Origin of the sequence: Janthinobacterium sp. HH104 (assembly GCF_001758715.1) — a bacterium.
Taxonomy (GTDB): Bacteria; Pseudomonadota; Gammaproteobacteria; order Burkholderiales; family Burkholderiaceae_D; genus Janthinobacterium; species Janthinobacterium aestuarii.
The window spans coordinates 20,905-36,345 of sequence record NZ_LRIB01000048.1 but is presented as its reverse complement, the minus strand read 5'-3'; the positions used below and the strand labels follow the sequence as shown (position 1 = coordinate 36,345).

General features: G+C 63.4%; 15 protein-coding genes. 9 read left to right on the top strand and 6 right to left on the bottom strand.

Annotated elements, in window-relative coordinates; translation table 11 throughout:
* Positions 1-67 precede the first annotated feature (67 nt).
* The 3 genes from JAB6_RS22545 to JAB6_RS22535 form a co-directional block, all read right to left on the bottom strand.
* Positions 68-457, bottom strand: coding sequence for an Imm1 family immunity protein (locus JAB6_RS22545; RefSeq protein WP_070304648.1), 390 nt, complete (start codon positions 455-457; stop codon positions 68-70).
* Entirely contained in the window at positions 454-2,094 is a 1,641-nt protein-coding gene (locus JAB6_RS22540) for a SulP family inorganic anion transporter (protein ID WP_070304646.1), read from the bottom strand. Before JAB6_RS22540 ends, JAB6_RS22545 begins: the two co-directional genes overlap by 4 nt.
* 66 nt (positions 2,095-2,160) lie before the next feature.
* A complete protein-coding gene (locus tag JAB6_RS22535; protein WP_070304644.1) occupies positions 2,161-2,730 on the bottom strand; it encodes a TetR/AcrR family transcriptional regulator in 570 nt (189 codons plus the stop codon).
* 127 nt (positions 2,731-2,857) lie between these two features.
* Here JAB6_RS22535 and JAB6_RS22530 point away from each other — a divergent pair, with 127 nt between their 5' ends.
* From JAB6_RS22530 to JAB6_RS22520, 3 genes are all read left to right on the top strand, one after another.
* Positions 2,858-3,844, top strand: a complete 987-nt coding sequence (locus tag JAB6_RS22530) for an SDR family oxidoreductase (RefSeq protein ID WP_070304818.1) — start codon at positions 2,858-2,860, stop codon at positions 3,842-3,844.
* 3 nt (positions 3,845-3,847) lie between these two features.
* Entirely contained in the window at positions 3,848-4,723 is an 876-nt protein-coding gene (locus JAB6_RS22525; RefSeq protein ID WP_070304642.1) for a Ku protein, read from the top strand.
* A gap of 120 nt (positions 4,724-4,843) precedes the next feature.
* The gene (locus JAB6_RS22520) at positions 4,844-7,156 is read left to right on the top strand and encodes a PAS domain S-box protein (RefSeq protein ID WP_070304641.1); all 2,313 of its coding nucleotides are present in this window, start codon (positions 4,844-4,846) and stop codon (positions 7,154-7,156) included.
* On the opposite strand, the gene ligD is transcribed toward JAB6_RS22520, so the two are convergent.
* Positions 7,140-9,629 carry a DNA ligase D gene (gene ligD / locus JAB6_RS22515; protein ID WP_070304639.1) on the bottom strand — a complete coding sequence of 830 codons (2,490 nt, stop codon included), beginning with the start codon at positions 9,627-9,629 and terminating at the stop codon, positions 7,140-7,142. The two genes, JAB6_RS22520 and ligD, sit on opposite strands and share 17 nt — an antisense overlap.
* Before the next feature lie 210 nt (positions 9,630-9,839).
* Here ligD and JAB6_RS22510 point away from each other — a divergent pair, with 210 nt between their 5' ends.
* The 6 genes from JAB6_RS22510 to JAB6_RS22485 all read left to right on the top strand — a co-directional run bounded on the left by JAB6_RS22510 (position 9,840) and on the right by JAB6_RS22485 (position 13,113).
* Positions 9,840-10,151, top strand: coding sequence for a hypothetical protein (locus tag JAB6_RS22510; protein ID WP_034751951.1), 312 nt, complete (start codon positions 9,840-9,842; stop codon positions 10,149-10,151).
* 222 nt (positions 10,152-10,373) lie between these two features.
* Positions 10,374-10,745, top strand: coding sequence for a hypothetical protein (locus JAB6_RS22505; protein WP_070304637.1), 372 nt, complete (start codon positions 10,374-10,376; stop codon positions 10,743-10,745).
* Between the two features lie 39 nt (positions 10,746-10,784).
* Positions 10,785-11,126, top strand: a complete 342-nt coding sequence (locus tag JAB6_RS22500; RefSeq protein WP_034751953.1) for a hypothetical protein — start codon at positions 10,785-10,787, stop codon at positions 11,124-11,126.
* A gap of 201 nt (positions 11,127-11,327) precedes the next feature.
* Positions 11,328-12,341: a serine hydrolase gene (locus JAB6_RS22495; RefSeq protein ID WP_070304636.1), complete on the top strand. Its 1,014-nt coding sequence runs from the start codon at positions 11,328-11,330 to the stop codon at positions 12,339-12,341.
* 115 nt (positions 12,342-12,456) lie between these two features.
* Complete coding sequence (locus JAB6_RS22490) at positions 12,457-12,807, top strand: hypothetical protein (protein ID WP_070304634.1); 351 nt, start codon at positions 12,457-12,459, stop codon at positions 12,805-12,807.
* Positions 12,808-12,849: 42 nt separating this feature from the next.
* On the top strand, positions 12,850-13,113 hold the full coding sequence (locus tag JAB6_RS22485) for a hypothetical protein (protein WP_070304632.1): 264 nt from the start codon (positions 12,850-12,852) through the stop codon (positions 13,111-13,113).
* 66 nt (positions 13,114-13,179) lie between these two features.
* Here the strand turns inward: JAB6_RS22485 and JAB6_RS22480 are convergent, their stop codons facing one another.
* Both JAB6_RS22480 and JAB6_RS22475 read right to left on the bottom strand, forming a co-directional pair.
* A complete protein-coding gene (locus JAB6_RS22480; protein ID WP_070304630.1) occupies positions 13,180-13,737 on the bottom strand; it encodes a fasciclin domain-containing protein in 558 nt (185 codons plus the stop codon).
* 247 nt (positions 13,738-13,984) lie between these two features.
* A complete protein-coding gene (locus JAB6_RS22475) occupies positions 13,985-15,430 on the bottom strand; it encodes an efflux transporter outer membrane subunit (protein ID WP_070304814.1) in 1,446 nt (481 codons plus the stop codon).
* Positions 15,431-15,441: the final 11 nt, after the last annotated feature.

Here is a 15,441-nt window from a genome sequence, read left to right as displayed (position 1 = left end):
GCCAGGCATTGCTGCAGCTTCGCGATCAGGGCACTTGCCCGTCGTCCAGGTCCAGCGGGTTAGCATCTCAATCCGCTTCCCACGCAATGCCGGCCGGCCGCGCGCCGCCTGTCTTGAAGAACGCGATGATAGCCCGCTGGCATTGTTCCACATCCACGCACCATGCTTCCGGATACACGTCCACCTGCCCGTTCGACAGCAGATAGCTGCATTCGCCCGTTTCCTCTTGGTCTCCCAAGGAGTGAAAACTCAGGTCGTCCTGTCCCGACAGATACATCAGCCAAGCATTGCCGCCATTGCGCAGCATGCACAGGGCCGGGCCCTGCTCGGCATCTTCGGCCATGGTCAGCCACAGTTCGCACTGGGCCAGCGTGCGTGCGTCCAGCAGCGCCTGCTCCAGCATAGGGATGCTATCGACCACACGCGGCTCGCCATGCAGATTCAGTTCCATCGTCATGCTTTTTCCCCGCTCAGGTCATCCATGGCCAGCGCCGTGCTCAGATACAGCTTGCCGCTGAGGTCCTTTAACAGGCTGCTCTGGCGCAGGCGGTCCATCACGGGGCCCTTCACTTCGGCCAGGTTCAGGCTGATGCCGCGCTTGGCCAGCGTGCTGTTGAGTTCGATCAAGCCCAGCAAGGCCGTGCTGTCGATCTGGTTGACTGCCGACAGCACCAGCACCAGGTGGCGCGCCGTCGGGTGGCTCCGCAACTCGTCTTCCACGCGCTCCGTGACGGCTTCCACATTGCCGAAGAACAGGCCCGCATCGATGCGCAGCAGCAAGACGTCCGGCAGGGTTTGCGCTTCATAGCGCTCCACGTTGCGGAAGTGCTCGCTATTCGGGATACGGCCCAGCACGGCAATGTGCGGGCGGCTGGCGCGCCAGATCAGGGTACCCATCGACAGCAGCACGCCAATCACCACGCCCGCTTCCACACCCAGCACCAGCACGCCGGCCGTCGTCGCCAGCAGGGCCAGCGCATCGCTGCGGTCGTAGCGCCACGACAGTTTCAAGGTATCCCAGTCCAGCAGGCTGCTGACGGCAAAGATGATGGTGGCCGCCAGCACGGGCAGCGGCAGCAGGGCCAGCCAGCCCGTGGGCGCCACCAGCGCCAGCGCAAGCAATCCCGCCGTGATGATGCTGGCCAGCGGCGTGTTGGCGCCTGCCTGGAAATTGACGGCCGAGCGCGAAATCGAGCCTGTGACGGGGAAGCCGCCCGACAGCGCGCTGGCCACGTTGGCCGCGCCCAGGCCCAGCAGTTCGCGGTTCGTATGCAGCTTTTCACCGCGTTTTTGCGCCAGGGTCTGGGCGGCGGACATGCTCATCAGGAAGATGATGAAGGCGATCAGCAGCGCCGGCGACAGCAAGGTGCGCCAATGGGCGCTCGAGGTGGCCAGGTTCAGGCCCGGCAAACCGCTGGGCACGTGGCCCGTCGTCTGCACGCCCATCGCTTCCAGGCCGCCATAGGCGACGAGCGCGATGCCGGCCAGCACCAGCGCCATCGGCGCCAGGCGCGCACCCACGTCGGCCGCCACCTTGTTCAGGCCGCAGCGTTGCAACAGCCGCGACAGATAGCGCTTGGCCAGCCACAGGAACAGCAGGCCGGACAGCCCGAGCACGAGGCTGGGCGTGTGCCAGTGGGGCCAGGTGGCGCCCAGGAGCGGCGTGATCTGGCCCCAGATGATCAGGATCGCGGCGCCATTGCTGAAACCGCTGATCACGGGGCGTGACAGGAAACTGGCCATGAAGCCCAGGCGCAGCATGCCGCACAGCAGCAGGACAAGGCCGCTGATGAAGGCCAGCTGGGCGGCTAGCACGATATACAGGGAGGAGCCGGGATCGGCCAGCGGCGCCAGGGCGGCGGCCGTCATCAGGGAAACGATGGCCATCGGGCCCACTGATTGCGTCATGCTGCTGCCGAACAAGGCGTACAGCACGGGCGGCAGGATGCTGGCGTAGATGCCCACCACGGGCGGCAAACCCGCCACCAGCGCGTAAGCCATGCCTTGCGGCACCATCATCATGGCGACAACGATACCGGCAGTGATGTCTCCGGCCAACAGAGGACGCCGGTATTGCCTGAGCCAGAGCAGCATGGATGATCCCAAAATCTGAAAACCGAAGCCTATCATGCGACGAGGCCGGCTGACAGGGGGACGTACTTACTCTTGCAGCAATTGCGCCTTCACGGCGTCGAGGATTTCCGCCGATAACACCTCGTCATCGACGCAGCGCGCCAGCACCATGGCACCCACCATGGCGGCGAACGTGGCGATCGCCTGCTGGCGCCGCTCTTCCGGTGCGCCGTCGGGCAGCAAGCCTTCCAGCAACGCGAACTGCTGCTGCGTCGCCTTTGTAAACGCGGGACGCGCGCCGGGCGACATGCGCGCCGCATCGACGCCCATGGCCGCCGCTGGGCAGCCGCCGCCGGGCTGGTCGCGGTGCCGAGTGGACAGGTAGTTGTCGATAATCGCCGGCAGCGCCCGCTCCGGGTCGCTGGCGGCCTTCGCCCGCCAGCCTTCCAGCGATTTCTCCAGGGCATGCTGGCACGCCTCGATCATCAAGTCTTCCTTGGACGCGAAATGGCCGTAGAAGCCGCCATGCGTGAGGCCCGCGTTCTTCATCAGGTCGGCCACGCCGATGCCGTCATAACCCTTTTCGCGGAACAATCTGGCCGCCACCTCCACGATGCGCTCGCGGTTCAGCGCCGCCTGTTCCCTGCTTACTTTCATGCTGCCCTCCTACATTTATGTCAACCATCATATAACTTTACGCCCGTTTGCGCCACTCTGTTAGCGAGCGCACCGTTTGATGCGCATGCCGCGCCGATACTGGACCTTCGTTTACAAGGAGGCCAGCATGAACGAGAACAAGGACCAGTCCGCCGGCAATTTGCAGCGCAGCATCCAACAGGAGCAGGATCAGCACGATCAGCAGCACGATGCCGCCAAATCCGGCCAGGAAAGCAAGCAGCCCGTGCAGACGGGCCACCGCAGCCAGCCCGTCCCTCCCCTGCCCGCCCAGCACCTGGACAAGCCGGGCATCGAAGGCGAGATGCAGTTGCAACCGCGCTTCCTGGCGCCCGATTACTGCGGCAGCGGCAAGCTGGCCGGCATGGTGGCCGTCATCACGGGCGGCGATTCGGGCATCGGCCGCGCCGTAGCCGTGCTGTATGCGCGCGAAGGGGCCGACGTGGCCATTATTTACCTGAACGAACACGCCGATGCCCACGAAACGAAGCGCTACGTGGAAGCGGAAGGCCAAAGCTGCCTCCTGATTCCCGGCGACGTGCGCGACCAGAGCTTTTGCCAGGAAGCCGTCAGCCAGGTGTTGGCCAAGTTCACGCATATCGACGTGCTGGTGAACAACGCCGCCTTCCAGGAACATGCCGAGTCGCTGCTCGACCTGAGCGAGGAACGCTTCGACCTCACCATGAAAACCAATGTCTACGGTTACTTTCACATGGCCAAGGCCGTGCTGCCCCATTTGCAGCGGGGCGCGTCCATCATCAACACGGGCTCGGTGACGGGCTTGCAAGGCTCGAAGCACTTGCTCGACTATTCCACCACCAAGGGCGCCATCCATGCGTTTACCATGGCGCTGGCAGGCAACTTGCTCGACAAGGGCATCCGCGTCAACGCCATCGCGCCCGGCCCCGTCTGGACGCCGCTCAACCCGGCCGACAAGTCGCCCGAGGATATCCAGAAATTCGGCCAGGACACGGACATGCGCCGCCCGGCCCAGCCGGAAGAACTGTCGCCCGCCTACGTCTTCCTGGCCTCGCCCGCCTGTTCCAGCTACATCAGCGGCATCGTCCTGCCCATCACCGGCAGCGTGGGGGAATAAGCGATGGCGCGCGCACTGTGGAAAGGCGCCATCAGTTTCGGCCTCGTGCACATCCCCGTCGAGCTGATTTCCGCCAGTCTCGACCATGAACTGGACTTGTCCATGCTGGACCGGCGCGACTTCGCCCCCATCGGCTACAAGCGCTACAACAAGAAGACGGGCAAGGAAGTCGAGTGGGACGACATCATCAAGGGCTATGAATACAAGACGGATGAGTACGTGGTGCTGTCCGAGGAAGATTTACGGCAAGCCAATGTGAAGGCCACGCAAACCATCGACATAGACACCTTTGTCGATGCGGCCGAGGTGCCGCTGACCTTTTACGAACACCCGTATTATTTACTGCCCGCCAAGGGCGGCGAGAAAGTCTATGCGCTGCTGCGCGAAACCTTGCGCAAGGCCAACAAGGTAGCCATCGCCAGCGTGGTCATGCGCACCAAGCAGCATTTGTGCGCGCTCGTGTGCGTGGGCGACACCATCGTGCTCAACACCCTGCGCTACGCCGATGAAATCCGCCCCACGGATGACCTGGACTTGCCGCCCAACACCATGAGGGCGGCAGGTATTTCCGACAAGGAACTCAAAATGGCCCTGTCGCTGGTCGAAGGCATGAGCGAGCAGTGGGAACCCCGGCAATACCACGACAGCTACCGCGAAGACGTGCTGGCGCTGGTGAAGAAGAAAATCAAGGCCAGACAGACCAAGACCATCACGCCGCCCGCGCCCGAGCCGGAAGAAGAGCAAGGCAGCAACGTCATCGACCTGGTCGCCCTGCTGCAGCAAAGCCTGGGCAAGAAAACGCCCGCCGCACCGGCCCGCAAGCGCGCGGCCTCGTCCACTGCCCGCAAACCGGCACCATCGAGGCGTAAGGCGGCCTGAACCACCCATACAGCCCGGGAGACTCTTCAATAATATAAATGCATTGACTTTGATCAAGCTTCTCGCTACGTTATGCACAGGCCTGCCACCCGGCAAGCCCTGTCATGCGTGCGGGAAAAAATGGATGCCGAGTTAGATCAGCTTATCCTCAACGGCGCCCCTGGCGGCGTTGTCATCACGAACGAAGAGCATGCCGTCGTGCGCTGGACGGCCGGGGCGCAGCGCATTTTCGGCTATGCCAGCGACGAAGCGCTGGGCCGCACGCTGTGGGAACTGATTTCCTTGCCCGGACAGGCGGAAGCGTCCCCGCTGATCGACGAGCAGTTGACCGTGCACGGCAGCTACGACCGCGAATCGCTGCGGCGGCGCAAGGATGGCGAGCTCATCTACGTCGATGTCGCGTGCCAGACCGCACAGGCCGGGGTGGACGCCCCCCGCTACCTGATTTCCACCATGAAGGACACGACCTTGCTGAAGGCGGCGCGCGACGCCCAGTTCGTCGACGTGCGCTACCGCGTGCTGTTCGAATCGACGCCGGACAGCGTCATCATGGTCAATGCCACGGGCGCCATCGTGCTGGCCAACCAGCAGGCGCAACGCCTGTTCGGCTACGCGGAAGGCGAATTGAATGGCAGGCAAATCGATAGCCTGCTGCCGCAACGCCTGCGCCATTCGCACGTGGCGCACCGCTCGCGCTATTTCGACCAGCCGCGCACGCGCACCATGGGCGCCGACCTGGAATTGCTGGGCTTGCGCAAGGACAACATCGAGTTCCCCGTCGAAATCAGCCTGTCGCCGATCCAGACGGAGATCGGCACCTTCGTCATCAGCGCCATCCGCGACGTCAGCGACCGCCGCCGGGCCGAGCAGAAATTCCGCGGCCTGCTCGAATCGGCGCCGGACGCCATCGTCATCGTCAACGGCGATGGCGAAATCGTGCTCGTCAATTCGCAGACGGAACGCCTGTTCGGCTACTCGCGCGCGGAACTGCTGGGGCGCAACGTGGAAGTGCTGATCCCGGCCCGCTATGCACACGATCACCCGCGCCACCGCCAGTCGTTTTCCACGGCGCCGCGCGCCCGCTCCATGGGCGCGGGCCTGGAACTGTACGGCTTGCGCCGCGATGGCACCGAGTTTCCCGTCGAAATCAGCCTGTCGCCGCTGGAAACGGACGAAGGCGTGCTGGTCTCGTCGGCCATCCGCGACATCACCGAGCGCAAGCGCATCGAGCGCACGCTCAACGAACAGAAAATAGAACTCGAGCGGGCCAGCCAGGCGAAAGACCGCTTTCTCACCAGCATGTCGCATGAACTGCGCACGCCGCTGAACGCCATCCTCGGCTTTGCCCAGCTGCTGGCCAACGAATCCTTGCCCGCCACCGTGCCGCAAAAGCGCGCCTTCGTGCAGAACATCGTCACGTCGGGGCGCCACCTGCTTACCCTGATCAATGAAATCCTCGACCTGGCAAAGATCGAATCGGGCAGCCTGAGCCTGTCGATGGAAGCGGTGACGCTGCCCGCGCTGATCGAGGAAGTGCGCGTGATGGTGGAAGAGCAGGCGCAGCAGCGTCATATCCACCTGGTTTTTCCCGCTTGCGAGCCGCTTACGGTCCGGGCCGACCATACGCGCCTCAAGCAAGTCCTGCTGAATCTGCTGTCGAACGCCATCAAGTACAACCGCCCGGACGGCAAGGTGGAGCTGGAAATTTCGCAGCTCGATGCGCAGCACGTGCGCATCGCCATCCGCGACACGGGCAAGGGCCTGGACGAGGCGCAGGTGGCGGAACTGTTCCAGCCGTTTAACCGCCTGGGACAGGAGGCGGGCAGCGAGGAAGGCACGGGTATCGGCCTCGTCGTCACCAAGCGCCTGGTCGAACTGATGGGCGGCAGCATGGGCGTGCACAGCTGCATTGGCGTGGGCAGCGTATTCTGGATCGAACTGGGCACCACGGCCGCGCCGCCCGCCAGCCGGCAGCCGGACACGGAATATCTGCCCGAGCCCGCCGGCGACAGCGGGGACGATGACGGCGGCCAGGGGCTGCTGCTGTACGTGGAAGACAATCCGGCCAGCCTGCGCCTGGTGGAAGACATCGTCAGCTTCCTGCCCCACCTGCGCATGATTTCGGCCACCGACGCGCGCCAGGGCATCGCGCTGGCGCTGGAACGCCATCCCGACGTCATCCTGATGGATATCAACCTGCCCGGCATGAATGGCAACCAGGCGCAGCGCATCCTGCGCAACGATGCGCGCACGGCGCACATCCCCGTCATCGCCCTGACGGCCAACGCCATGAAAGGCGACATCCGGCATGGCCTGGCCTCGGGCTTTTTCCGCTACCTGACCAAACCCGTCGAGATTCCCCAGCTCAACGCTGCCATCGAGGAAGCCCTGCAACTGGCGCGCGCCACCGTGCCGCTCAAGCCGGAGGCGTAAAAGCCAGCTTTTTCATGGCCGCGTCGAGGCCTTTCGCGCTGCGCGCATAGCCGTCCCACGGGGTATTGCCCACGCCGAGACGGCTGTGCACATTGCCCACGTTCCACTGGTCGCCCGCCTCCAGCTCGTCGAGTTCCTCCCAGGCCAGCGGCACGGAAATGCCCAGCCCCGAGCGCGTGCGGGCCGACCACGCGCACACGGTGGTGGCGCCCCGGCCGTTGCGCAAATAATCGATGAAAATCTTGCCGACGCGATTTGCGGGACCGCTCTTGACGACAAACCGCTCCGGGATGTGCCGCGCCATGTGCGCCACGATGGCTTGCGAAAACGCTTTTACCGTGTCCCAGTCGTGCTTGGGCCGGATCGGCACGACCACGTGCAAACCCTTGCCGCCGCTGGTTTTCAGCCAGGCGGGCAAGCCCAGCTCCGTCAAGAAGGCGCGCAGCAGCATGGCCGCTTCGCGAATGGCGGGCCAGGCCACGCCCTTGCCCGGGTCCAGGTCGAACACCAGGCGGTTCGGCGTGTCATAGGCGCTGGCCAGCGCGTTTTGCGTGTGAAATTCCACCACATTCCACTGCGCCGCGGACAACAGCCCTTGCAAGCTGGCCACTTCCAGCATGGGCGGGTGTTCCGGATCCAGCCGGGCATCGAGCTGTTTGATGCCTGGCATTGTCGAAGTGTCAACATGTTTCTGAAAAAATAGCTCGCCTCCGACGCCAGCGGGTGCACGCACCAGCGACACGGGGCGCCCGCGCAGGTGTACGAGCATCAGCTTGCCCACCAGCGCGTAATAGCACACCAGGTCGATCTTCCTGGCGCCGCTGTCGCTGTCGATCACGCGATCCGCATGACTGACCTTGAAACTGGCCGGTAAGGCACAGTCCGGCATGGATTTGCTCTCCATTGTCTTCTCCTTCTCGATTCGCCGTGCCCGCTCGCGCACGATGGCGGCCGGCTTTTTATCTTCACGCAAGCCGTGAAACACGGCATGGCGCACGGCGCCGCCACTGGTCCATTGCGCAAAACTCACTTCGGCCACCAATTGCGGCCGGACCCAGATGGGCTGGCGCACGCCGCCCGCCTTGCCTTCAAACGGACTCGTCTCGATAGCCAGCGCATCGAGCCGGCGCCGCAAGTCGCGCAGGCTGGCATCGTCAAAGCCGCTGCCCACATTGCCTGCATAGCGCAGCTTGCCCTGCTCATCATGCACGCCCAGCAACAGCGAACCGATCCCTTCGCGCGCGCCCTGCGGCGCCGTATAGCCGCCGATGACGAATTCCTGGCGCAAGCCGCATTTGAGCTTGATCCAGTCGCCCGAGCGGCGCGTGACGTAGGGCGATCCGCGCCGCTTGCCGACCACCCCTTCCAGTCCCAGGCGGCAGGCGTGGTCCAGCAGCCGCTGCGGGGCGGCATCGAGCGCGTCGCTGAAGCGCACCAGGGGCGACGCGGGCAAGCTCTGCAGCAGCCCTTGCAGCAGCGCCCTGCGCGCCTCGACGGGCTGGCCCCGCAGATCGTGGCCATCGAAGTACGGCACGTCGAACAGGTAGTACACGATCTCGCTGGTCGTTTCCGCGTCGAACGCGCGCTGCAAGGCGCCAAAATCCGGGTGCCCGCGGGTATCGTTGACGACGATTTCACCGTCATACCAGCCGGGCGGCAAGCTCAACTGTTCCAGCGCCTGCCGCAACTTCGGCAGTTTTGCTGTCCAGTCATTGCCATTGCGCGTGATTAACGCAATATGATCGCCATCGCAACGCGCGAGGATGCGGTAGCCGTCGAATTTCACCTCGAAAATCCAGTCTTGCGCATCCGGCGGCGGTGCATCGACGAGGGTGGCCAGCTGGGGCGACAGGGTGGCGGGCAACTCGGCAGTTGGCGGCGCGGCAGCCACCTTGCGCTTGGGCATGGCCTTGTTCCTGACGCTGTCGGGGAACTCGTCCACGACAGAAAATTCCTGTGCCGGCCGCGCATAATCGTCTTTTTCCTTGATCAGCAGCCAGGCAGGCTGCTTTTCGCTGCGTTTGTCTCCCCGGCCTTTCATGCGCACCAGAACCCACTTGCCATGCATCTTGTGGCCATGCAAGGTGAATTTCAGTTCGCCGGCCGCCAGCGCCTTGCGCGCATCGGGTGTGGCTGGCTGGGGCTGCCACGTCCCTTTATCCCAGATGATGACCTTGCCCGCGCCATATTGTTTCTCGGGGATCGTGCCTTCAAAGCTGGCATACGCAATCGGATGGTCTTCCACCTGCACGGCCATACGCTTGTCGCGCGGGTCGTAGCTGGGGCCTTTCGGCACGGCCCAGCTTTTCATCGTGCCGTCGAGTTCCAGCCGAAAGTCATAGTGCAAACGGCTGGCCCAGTGCTTCTGGATGACGAAGGTGAGCACGTCGTTTGCAGCCTCGTCGCCTCCTGCAGGCTCGGGCGTGACGGCGAAATTGCGTTTGGCTTGATACGTTTTCAAGGCGGCTTTCATGGCGGCCCCATGCGGTGATGATGGCTTCGAGTCTAGTCCGCTGCAGGTCATGGCGCGGTACGCCAGCTAACAGAGTGCCTGCCGCGGCAAATGTAAGTGTTTGTAATTAGAAAAAAACGTGTCAACGGTATTGCCGCACGGCGCGTTTTTGCCTCAGTGACAGGGGACTGATCTCCTGAACTACAACCCCACTTCTTGAGGAACTGCACCATGAAAAAAGTAATCGCTACTCTGATCGCCGGCTTGTTCGCTACCGCAGCCTTTGCTCAAACGCCAGCCGCACCTGCCAAGGCCGAAGCCAAGCACACCAAGGAAGTGGCAAAAGCGGAAGCCAAGGAAACCAAGGCCGTAGTCAAAGCCGATGCCAAGGAAGCGGCCGTCGTCGCCGATGCGAAAGCCGATGTTGCCAGCGCCAAGGCCGACGCCAAAGTCACCAAGGAAAAAGCCCATCATAAAGCGAAAAAAGCCAAGGCCAAGGCTGACGAAGCCAAAACTGAAGCGACCGCAGCAGCAGCCAAATAATCCCTACAGCGCGTTTCATGCGCCATGCAAAAAGACAGCTTCGGCTGTCTTTTTGCATTTTTACGCCGCCTTCTTCAATTAACGTCGCTTAAATCAGCCGATTGTAAGAAAGTGTAAACAAGGTCAACGGTAACATTCCGGGCCGCGTTTTATGCTCAGTGACACGGGAATCATCCCTGCACCAACAGACATACCAGACAAACCACCACTGAGGACTGCACCATGAAAAAACGCATTTTCAACCTGAGCGCTACCCTGATCGCCGGCCTGTTCGCAACTGCAGCCTTCGCCCAAACCCCGGCAGCTCCTGCAGCCGCTCCTGCAGCCTCGGTTCCTGCCAAAGTGGAAGCGGCCCATACCAAGGCTGTCGTGAAAGCGGACGCCAAGGAAGCGCAAGCCGTCGTCAAAGCGGATGCCAAAGAAGCGAAAGCAGTCGTCGCCGCAAAAACGGACGTGGCCAGCGCCAAAGCGGAAGCGGCTACCACGAAATCCAAGGCACACCACAAGGCCAAGAAAACCAAGGCCAAGGCTGACGAAAAGCTGGCATCGGCCACCGCCGAAGCAGCACCAGCCGCACCTGCATCAGCCAAGTAATTCCCCACACAATCGCTTATCACTCGCCAGGAAAATACAATGAAAAAAGTTATCGCCACCCTCATCGCCGGCCTGTTCGCTACCGCAGCCTTCGCTCAAACCCCTGCCGCTCCGGCAGCCTCGGCTCCGGCCAAGGCGGAAGCTGCCCACACGAAAGCCGTGGTCAAGGCTGAAGCCAAGGAAACCAAGGCCGTCGTGAAAGCCGATGCAAAAGAAGCGGCCGTCGTCGCCGATGCAAAAGCAGACGTGGCCAGCGCCAAGGCCGACGCCAAAGTCACCAAGGCCAAGGCCCATCACAAGGCGAACAAAGCCAAAGTAAAAGCGGATGCGGCGAAAGCGGCGGAAACCGTTCCGGCAGCACCGGCAGCGCCAGCGAAGTAAGCGCGAACGACGCCACGCAAGCGCATCCGCCGGGTCTGCGCTTGCGTGGGCACTTCGCCCGCATTCCCTGGGACAGCTTCGGCTGTCCTTTTTGCATGGCGTGCCTTCATGCAAACTTCAGCGAACAAAGCAGCTTGCGCACGACAAAGCGGCGCAGATGGTGGACACTGGCACTCCAACCATCGCCGCGAAGCCTATTCCATGCGCCACCTGCTGCTGATTACCGCCCTGTCCCTGCCTTGCGCCGCCAATGCGCAAAACGCCCCCACCGCCCTCGAACAAGTCCTGCTCGCCCAGGACCATGACAGCCATGGCGACTTGCACGCCGTCGTCGTGCTGCGCAATGGCGCCATCGTCGCCGAACGCTATTACAACGGCGAGACGGCCGACACCCTGCACGACATCCGCTCGGCCGGCAAGAGCATCACCGCACTGCTGGTGGGTGCGGCCGTGGCGCGCGGCCAGCTGGCGACGACAAAGACGGTGGGAGATTACTGGCCTGAAGTGGCTGGCAGCCCGGCAGGCAAGGTGCTCATCGACGACCTGCTGACCATGCGTTCGGGCCTGGCCGCCTTCGATGAAGACGAGCAGTCGCCAGGCAATGAAGACAAGCTCGATGCGGCGCCCGACCCTGCCGCCTTCGTGCGCGGCGTGCCGTCTGCAACGGCGCCCGGCAGCGCGTACCGCTACAACTCGCTGGGCGCGTATATCGCGGGCAGAGTGGTGGAAAGCGCCAGCGGCGCCGACCTGGAAGATGTCGCCGCCAAGGCGCTGTTCGCGCCGCTGGGCATCACGCGCTGGCGCTGGGGCCGCGACGTGGCCAACCATCCGAAGGGCCAGGGCAATCTGTCGCTGCGCGCACGCGACACGGCAAAAATCGGCCAGATGGTGCTCGACGACGGCGTAGTTGACGGCAAGAGGGTGATCGATACGGCCTGGCTGCACGCAGCGCTGGCGCCGCGCGTGGCCATCGGCGCCGGCGACCGCTATGCCGACAGCTACGGCTATTTCTGGTACGCGAAGACGCAGGACATCGGAGGCCAAAAGATCGCCGTGCATTTCGCCTCGGGCAATGGCGGCAACAAGATCTACGTGATACCTGCGCGCCGCATGGTGGTCAGCATCGCGTCCGGCGCGTATGGCAAGCCCTATGGACAGCGCCGTTCGGAAGACATCCTGAAGGCCATCCTGAAGGCGGGTGCCACGCAGATGTAAGCGTTTGTAATGACCGTCAACGGCAGCGATCCCGGGCGCGTTTTATGCTCAGTGACACGGGAATCATCCCGGCACCAACAGACATACCAGACAAACCACCACTGAGGACTGCACCATGAAAAAAGTAATTGCTACCCTGATCGCCGGCCTGTTCGCAACCGCAGCCTTCGCCCAAACCCCGGCAGCACCTGCAGCCGCTCCTGCAGCCTCGGTTCCTGCCAAAGTGGAAGCGGCCCATACCAAGGCTGTCGTGAAAGCGGACGCCAAGGAAGCGCAAGCCGTCGTCAAAGCGGATGCCAAAGAAGCGAAAGCAGTCGTCGCCGCAAAAACGGAAGTGGCCAGCGCCAAAGCGGAAGCGGCTACCACGAAAGCCAAGGCACATCACAAGGCCAAGAAAACCAAGGCCAAGGCTGACGAAAAGCTGGCATCGGCCACCGCCGAAGCGGCACCAGCAGCAGCCAAGTAATTCCGACACTCTTTACTGACCACACATACCAAGGATTTCATCATGAAAAAAGTTATCGCCACCCTGATCGCCAGCCTGTTCGCCACCGCTGCTTTCGCCCAGGCGCCAGCCGCTCCTGCCGCCACGCCAGCGACGCCTGCCGTCGCAGCCACGCCAGCAGTCAAGGCAGAAGCGCCGGCAGCCGCCGTCAAGCCAGCGGCGCACAAGAAAGCCAAGCATCACAAGGCGAAGAAAGCCGCTCCTGCAGAAAAAGCAGCACCGGCCACACCTGCAGAACCAGCAGTGCCAGCAACGCCAGCCAAGTAATCGCGGCGGCACGAATGAAAAAGACAGGGTTTTCCCTGTCTTTTTTTTCGTCCGTTTTTCGCCCGCCTATTTAGGCATCAGCACCGAGTCGATCACATTGATCACGCCATTCGACTGGTACACGTCGTAGGTGCTGATGTTGGCGCTGTTGCCGCCCTCGTCCGTCACCACGATGTTGTGCATGCCGTTCATGGCGAACATCAGCTTGCCGCCGCTGGCCGTGGGCAAGGTGGCTTTACCGTCATGCATCTTGATTTCCTTGGCCAGCGCCTTGAAGTCGTATTTGCCGGGCACCACGTGATAGGTGAGGATTTTCGTCAGGGTCGCCTTGTTTTCCGGCTTGACCAGGGTCTCGACGGTGCCGGCCGGCAGCTTACCGAAGGCCGCATTCGTCGGCGCGAACACGGTGAATGGGCCCTTGCCTTTCAGGGTATCGACCAGGCCGGCCGCCTTGACGGCGGCGACCAGCGTCGTGTGGTCGGCCGAATTGACGGCGTTGTCGACGATGTCCTTGGACGGATACATGCTCTGGCCACCGACCATGGTCGTCATGTTGGCGGCAAACGTGGCGCTGGCGGACAGCATGGAAGTGATGAACAGTGCTGCGGGAACGAAGGTGCGCATGATGGTATCTCCTGGATGACTGCGTTTGCGTGATTGCAGGAGTATTTACGCGGTGGGTCGGGGATTGGATTCAATTTATTATTTTAGTCTGGCATTGATTGAGGACGCGGGTGGTGTCGGCTTACGCGCTATGCGCTAAGCCGACCTACCGCGCTACGGGCCAAGCCGGCCTGCGCAAGCCATAAAAAAACGGCGCCGTGCCAAGCACGACGCCGTTTTCGACAGGCTTATCGCCGCGGACCGGAAACTAGTTGGCCGCCACTTGCGGCTCCGTCTCGCCCCAGCCGCCGCCCAGGGAGCGGATCAGCGCCACCGTGGTGACGGCGCGGTTGCCGCGCAATTGCACGGCGTTGCGCTCGATGGCCGCCAGGTTGCGCTGCGCGTCGAGCAGGTCCAGGTAGCTGGAACGGCCAGCGTCGTACAGCTTTTGCGCCAGGTCGGCCGAGCGGCGCGCCGAGACGACGGCTTCGTCGATCTGCTGCGTCTGGCCCGACAGGATGCGCAGGCCGGCCAGGTTGTCTTCTACCTCGGCGAAGGCTACCAGCACGCTCTGGCGATACGTCGCCACCGACTCTTCCAGTTGCGCTTCGCTGCGGCTCACGGCAGCTTTATTACGGCCACCGTCGATGATCGGCATCGACATCAGGGCGCCCAGCAGCCAGGAGCGGCTGCTCCACTTGAAGATGTCCGAGAAGGTATCGGAGGCACCGCCGCCGGAGGCGTTCAGGGTCAAGGCCGGGAACATGGCCGATTTCGCCACGCCGATGCGCGCATTCGACGCTTCCATGGTGCGCTGCGCCGACGCGATGTCGGGACGGCGCTCCAGCAAGGAGGACGGCATGCCGGCCGGGATCACGGGCAGGAAGCCGCTATCCTGCAGCGGGTTGACGGTCGCCGTGAAGCTGGCGGCCGGTTTGCCCAGCAGGACGGCCAGCGCATGTTCGCTGGTGGCGCGCTGGCGCTGCAGGCCGATGGCTTCGGCGCGCACGGTCGACAGCTCCGTGCGGGCACGCGACAGGTCGAACTCGCCGATGTCGCCCAGGTCGTAGCGGCGCTGGTTCACATGCACGCTTTCTTCGCGCAGGCGCACCGTCTGTTCCAGGGTCGCCAGTTCGGCGTCCGTGGCGCGCAGCTGGAAGTAGGTCTGCGCCACGTCGGCCTGCAAGGACAGCAGCACCGAGCGGTACGTCGCTTCCACGGCCAGCGCATCGCTGCGCGAGGCGCTGACGTTCGACGCCACGCGGCCGAACAGATCGACTTCGTAGCTGGCCGTCAGGTTGGCCTGGTAGACATTCGTGGCCGCCACCGGCGCGCCGTTCGGCAAGCCGAGCGACACGGCGGAAGCGCGGTTGCGCTGGCCGCCCACGTTCACGCCTACTTGCGGGATGCGGTCCGCTTCGGCGATGCCGGCAATCGCCCTCGCCTGCTTGACGCGGGCGGCGGCGACGGCCAGGTTGGCGTTCGCTTGCGTGGCTTCGTTGATCAAGCCAGTCAAAGCCGGATCATTGAAGGCCAGCCACCACTCGCCGCGCGCCTGGCGCTCGGCCGGCACGCCCTGCTTCCAGCGCGTGCCATCGGCCGCCGTCTGCACGGCGGGCAAGGTTTGCGCTTCCTTGAACACGGCCGGCGTCTCGATCTGCGGCTGCTTGAACTCGGGCGCCGCGCAGGCGGCCAGCAGCACGGCTGCGGCCATGGCGGTCAGCA

Bases quoted from the DNA above. Each gene is read 5' to 3' on its own strand.
- JAB6_RS22540 (WP_070304646.1), bottom strand. From the start codon at position 2,094: ATGCTGCTCTGGCTCAGGCAATACCGGCGTCCTCTGTTGGCCGGAGAC.
- JAB6_RS22545 (WP_070304648.1), bottom strand. From the start codon at position 457: ATGACGATGGAACTGAATCTGCATGGCGAGCCGCGTGTGGTCGATAGC.
- JAB6_RS22490 (WP_070304634.1), top strand. From the start codon at position 12,457: ATGAAAAAAGTAATTGCTACCCTGATCGCCGGCCTGTTCGCAACCGCA.
- JAB6_RS22485 (WP_070304632.1), top strand. From the start codon at position 12,850: ATGAAAAAAGTTATCGCCACCCTGATCGCCAGCCTGTTCGCCACCGCT.
- JAB6_RS22475 (WP_070304814.1), bottom strand. From the start codon at position 15,430: ATGGCCGCAGCCGTGCTGCTGGCCGCCTGCGCGGCGCCCGAGTTCAAG.
- JAB6_RS22500 (WP_034751953.1), top strand. From the start codon at position 10,785: ATGAAAAAAGTTATCGCCACCCTCATCGCCGGCCTGTTCGCTACCGCA.
- JAB6_RS22505 (WP_070304637.1), top strand. From the start codon at position 10,374: ATGAAAAAACGCATTTTCAACCTGAGCGCTACCCTGATCGCCGGCCTG.
- JAB6_RS22495 (WP_070304636.1), top strand. From the start codon at position 11,328: ATGCGCCACCTGCTGCTGATTACCGCCCTGTCCCTGCCTTGCGCCGCC.
- JAB6_RS22480 (WP_070304630.1), bottom strand. From the start codon at position 13,737: ATGCGCACCTTCGTTCCCGCAGCACTGTTCATCACTTCCATGCTGTCC.
- ligD (WP_070304639.1), bottom strand. From the start codon at position 9,629: ATGAAAGCCGCCTTGAAAACGTATCAAGCCAAACGCAATTTCGCCGTC.
- JAB6_RS22535 (WP_070304644.1), bottom strand. From the start codon at position 2,730: ATGAAAGTAAGCAGGGAACAGGCGGCGCTGAACCGCGAGCGCATCGTG.
- JAB6_RS22520 (WP_070304641.1), top strand. From the start codon at position 4,844: ATGGATGCCGAGTTAGATCAGCTTATCCTCAACGGCGCCCCTGGCGGC.
- JAB6_RS22530 (WP_070304818.1), top strand. From the start codon at position 2,858: ATGAACGAGAACAAGGACCAGTCCGCCGGCAATTTGCAGCGCAGCATC.
- JAB6_RS22525 (WP_070304642.1), top strand. From the start codon at position 3,848: ATGGCGCGCGCACTGTGGAAAGGCGCCATCAGTTTCGGCCTCGTGCAC.
- JAB6_RS22510 (WP_034751951.1), top strand. From the start codon at position 9,840: ATGAAAAAAGTAATCGCTACTCTGATCGCCGGCTTGTTCGCTACCGCA.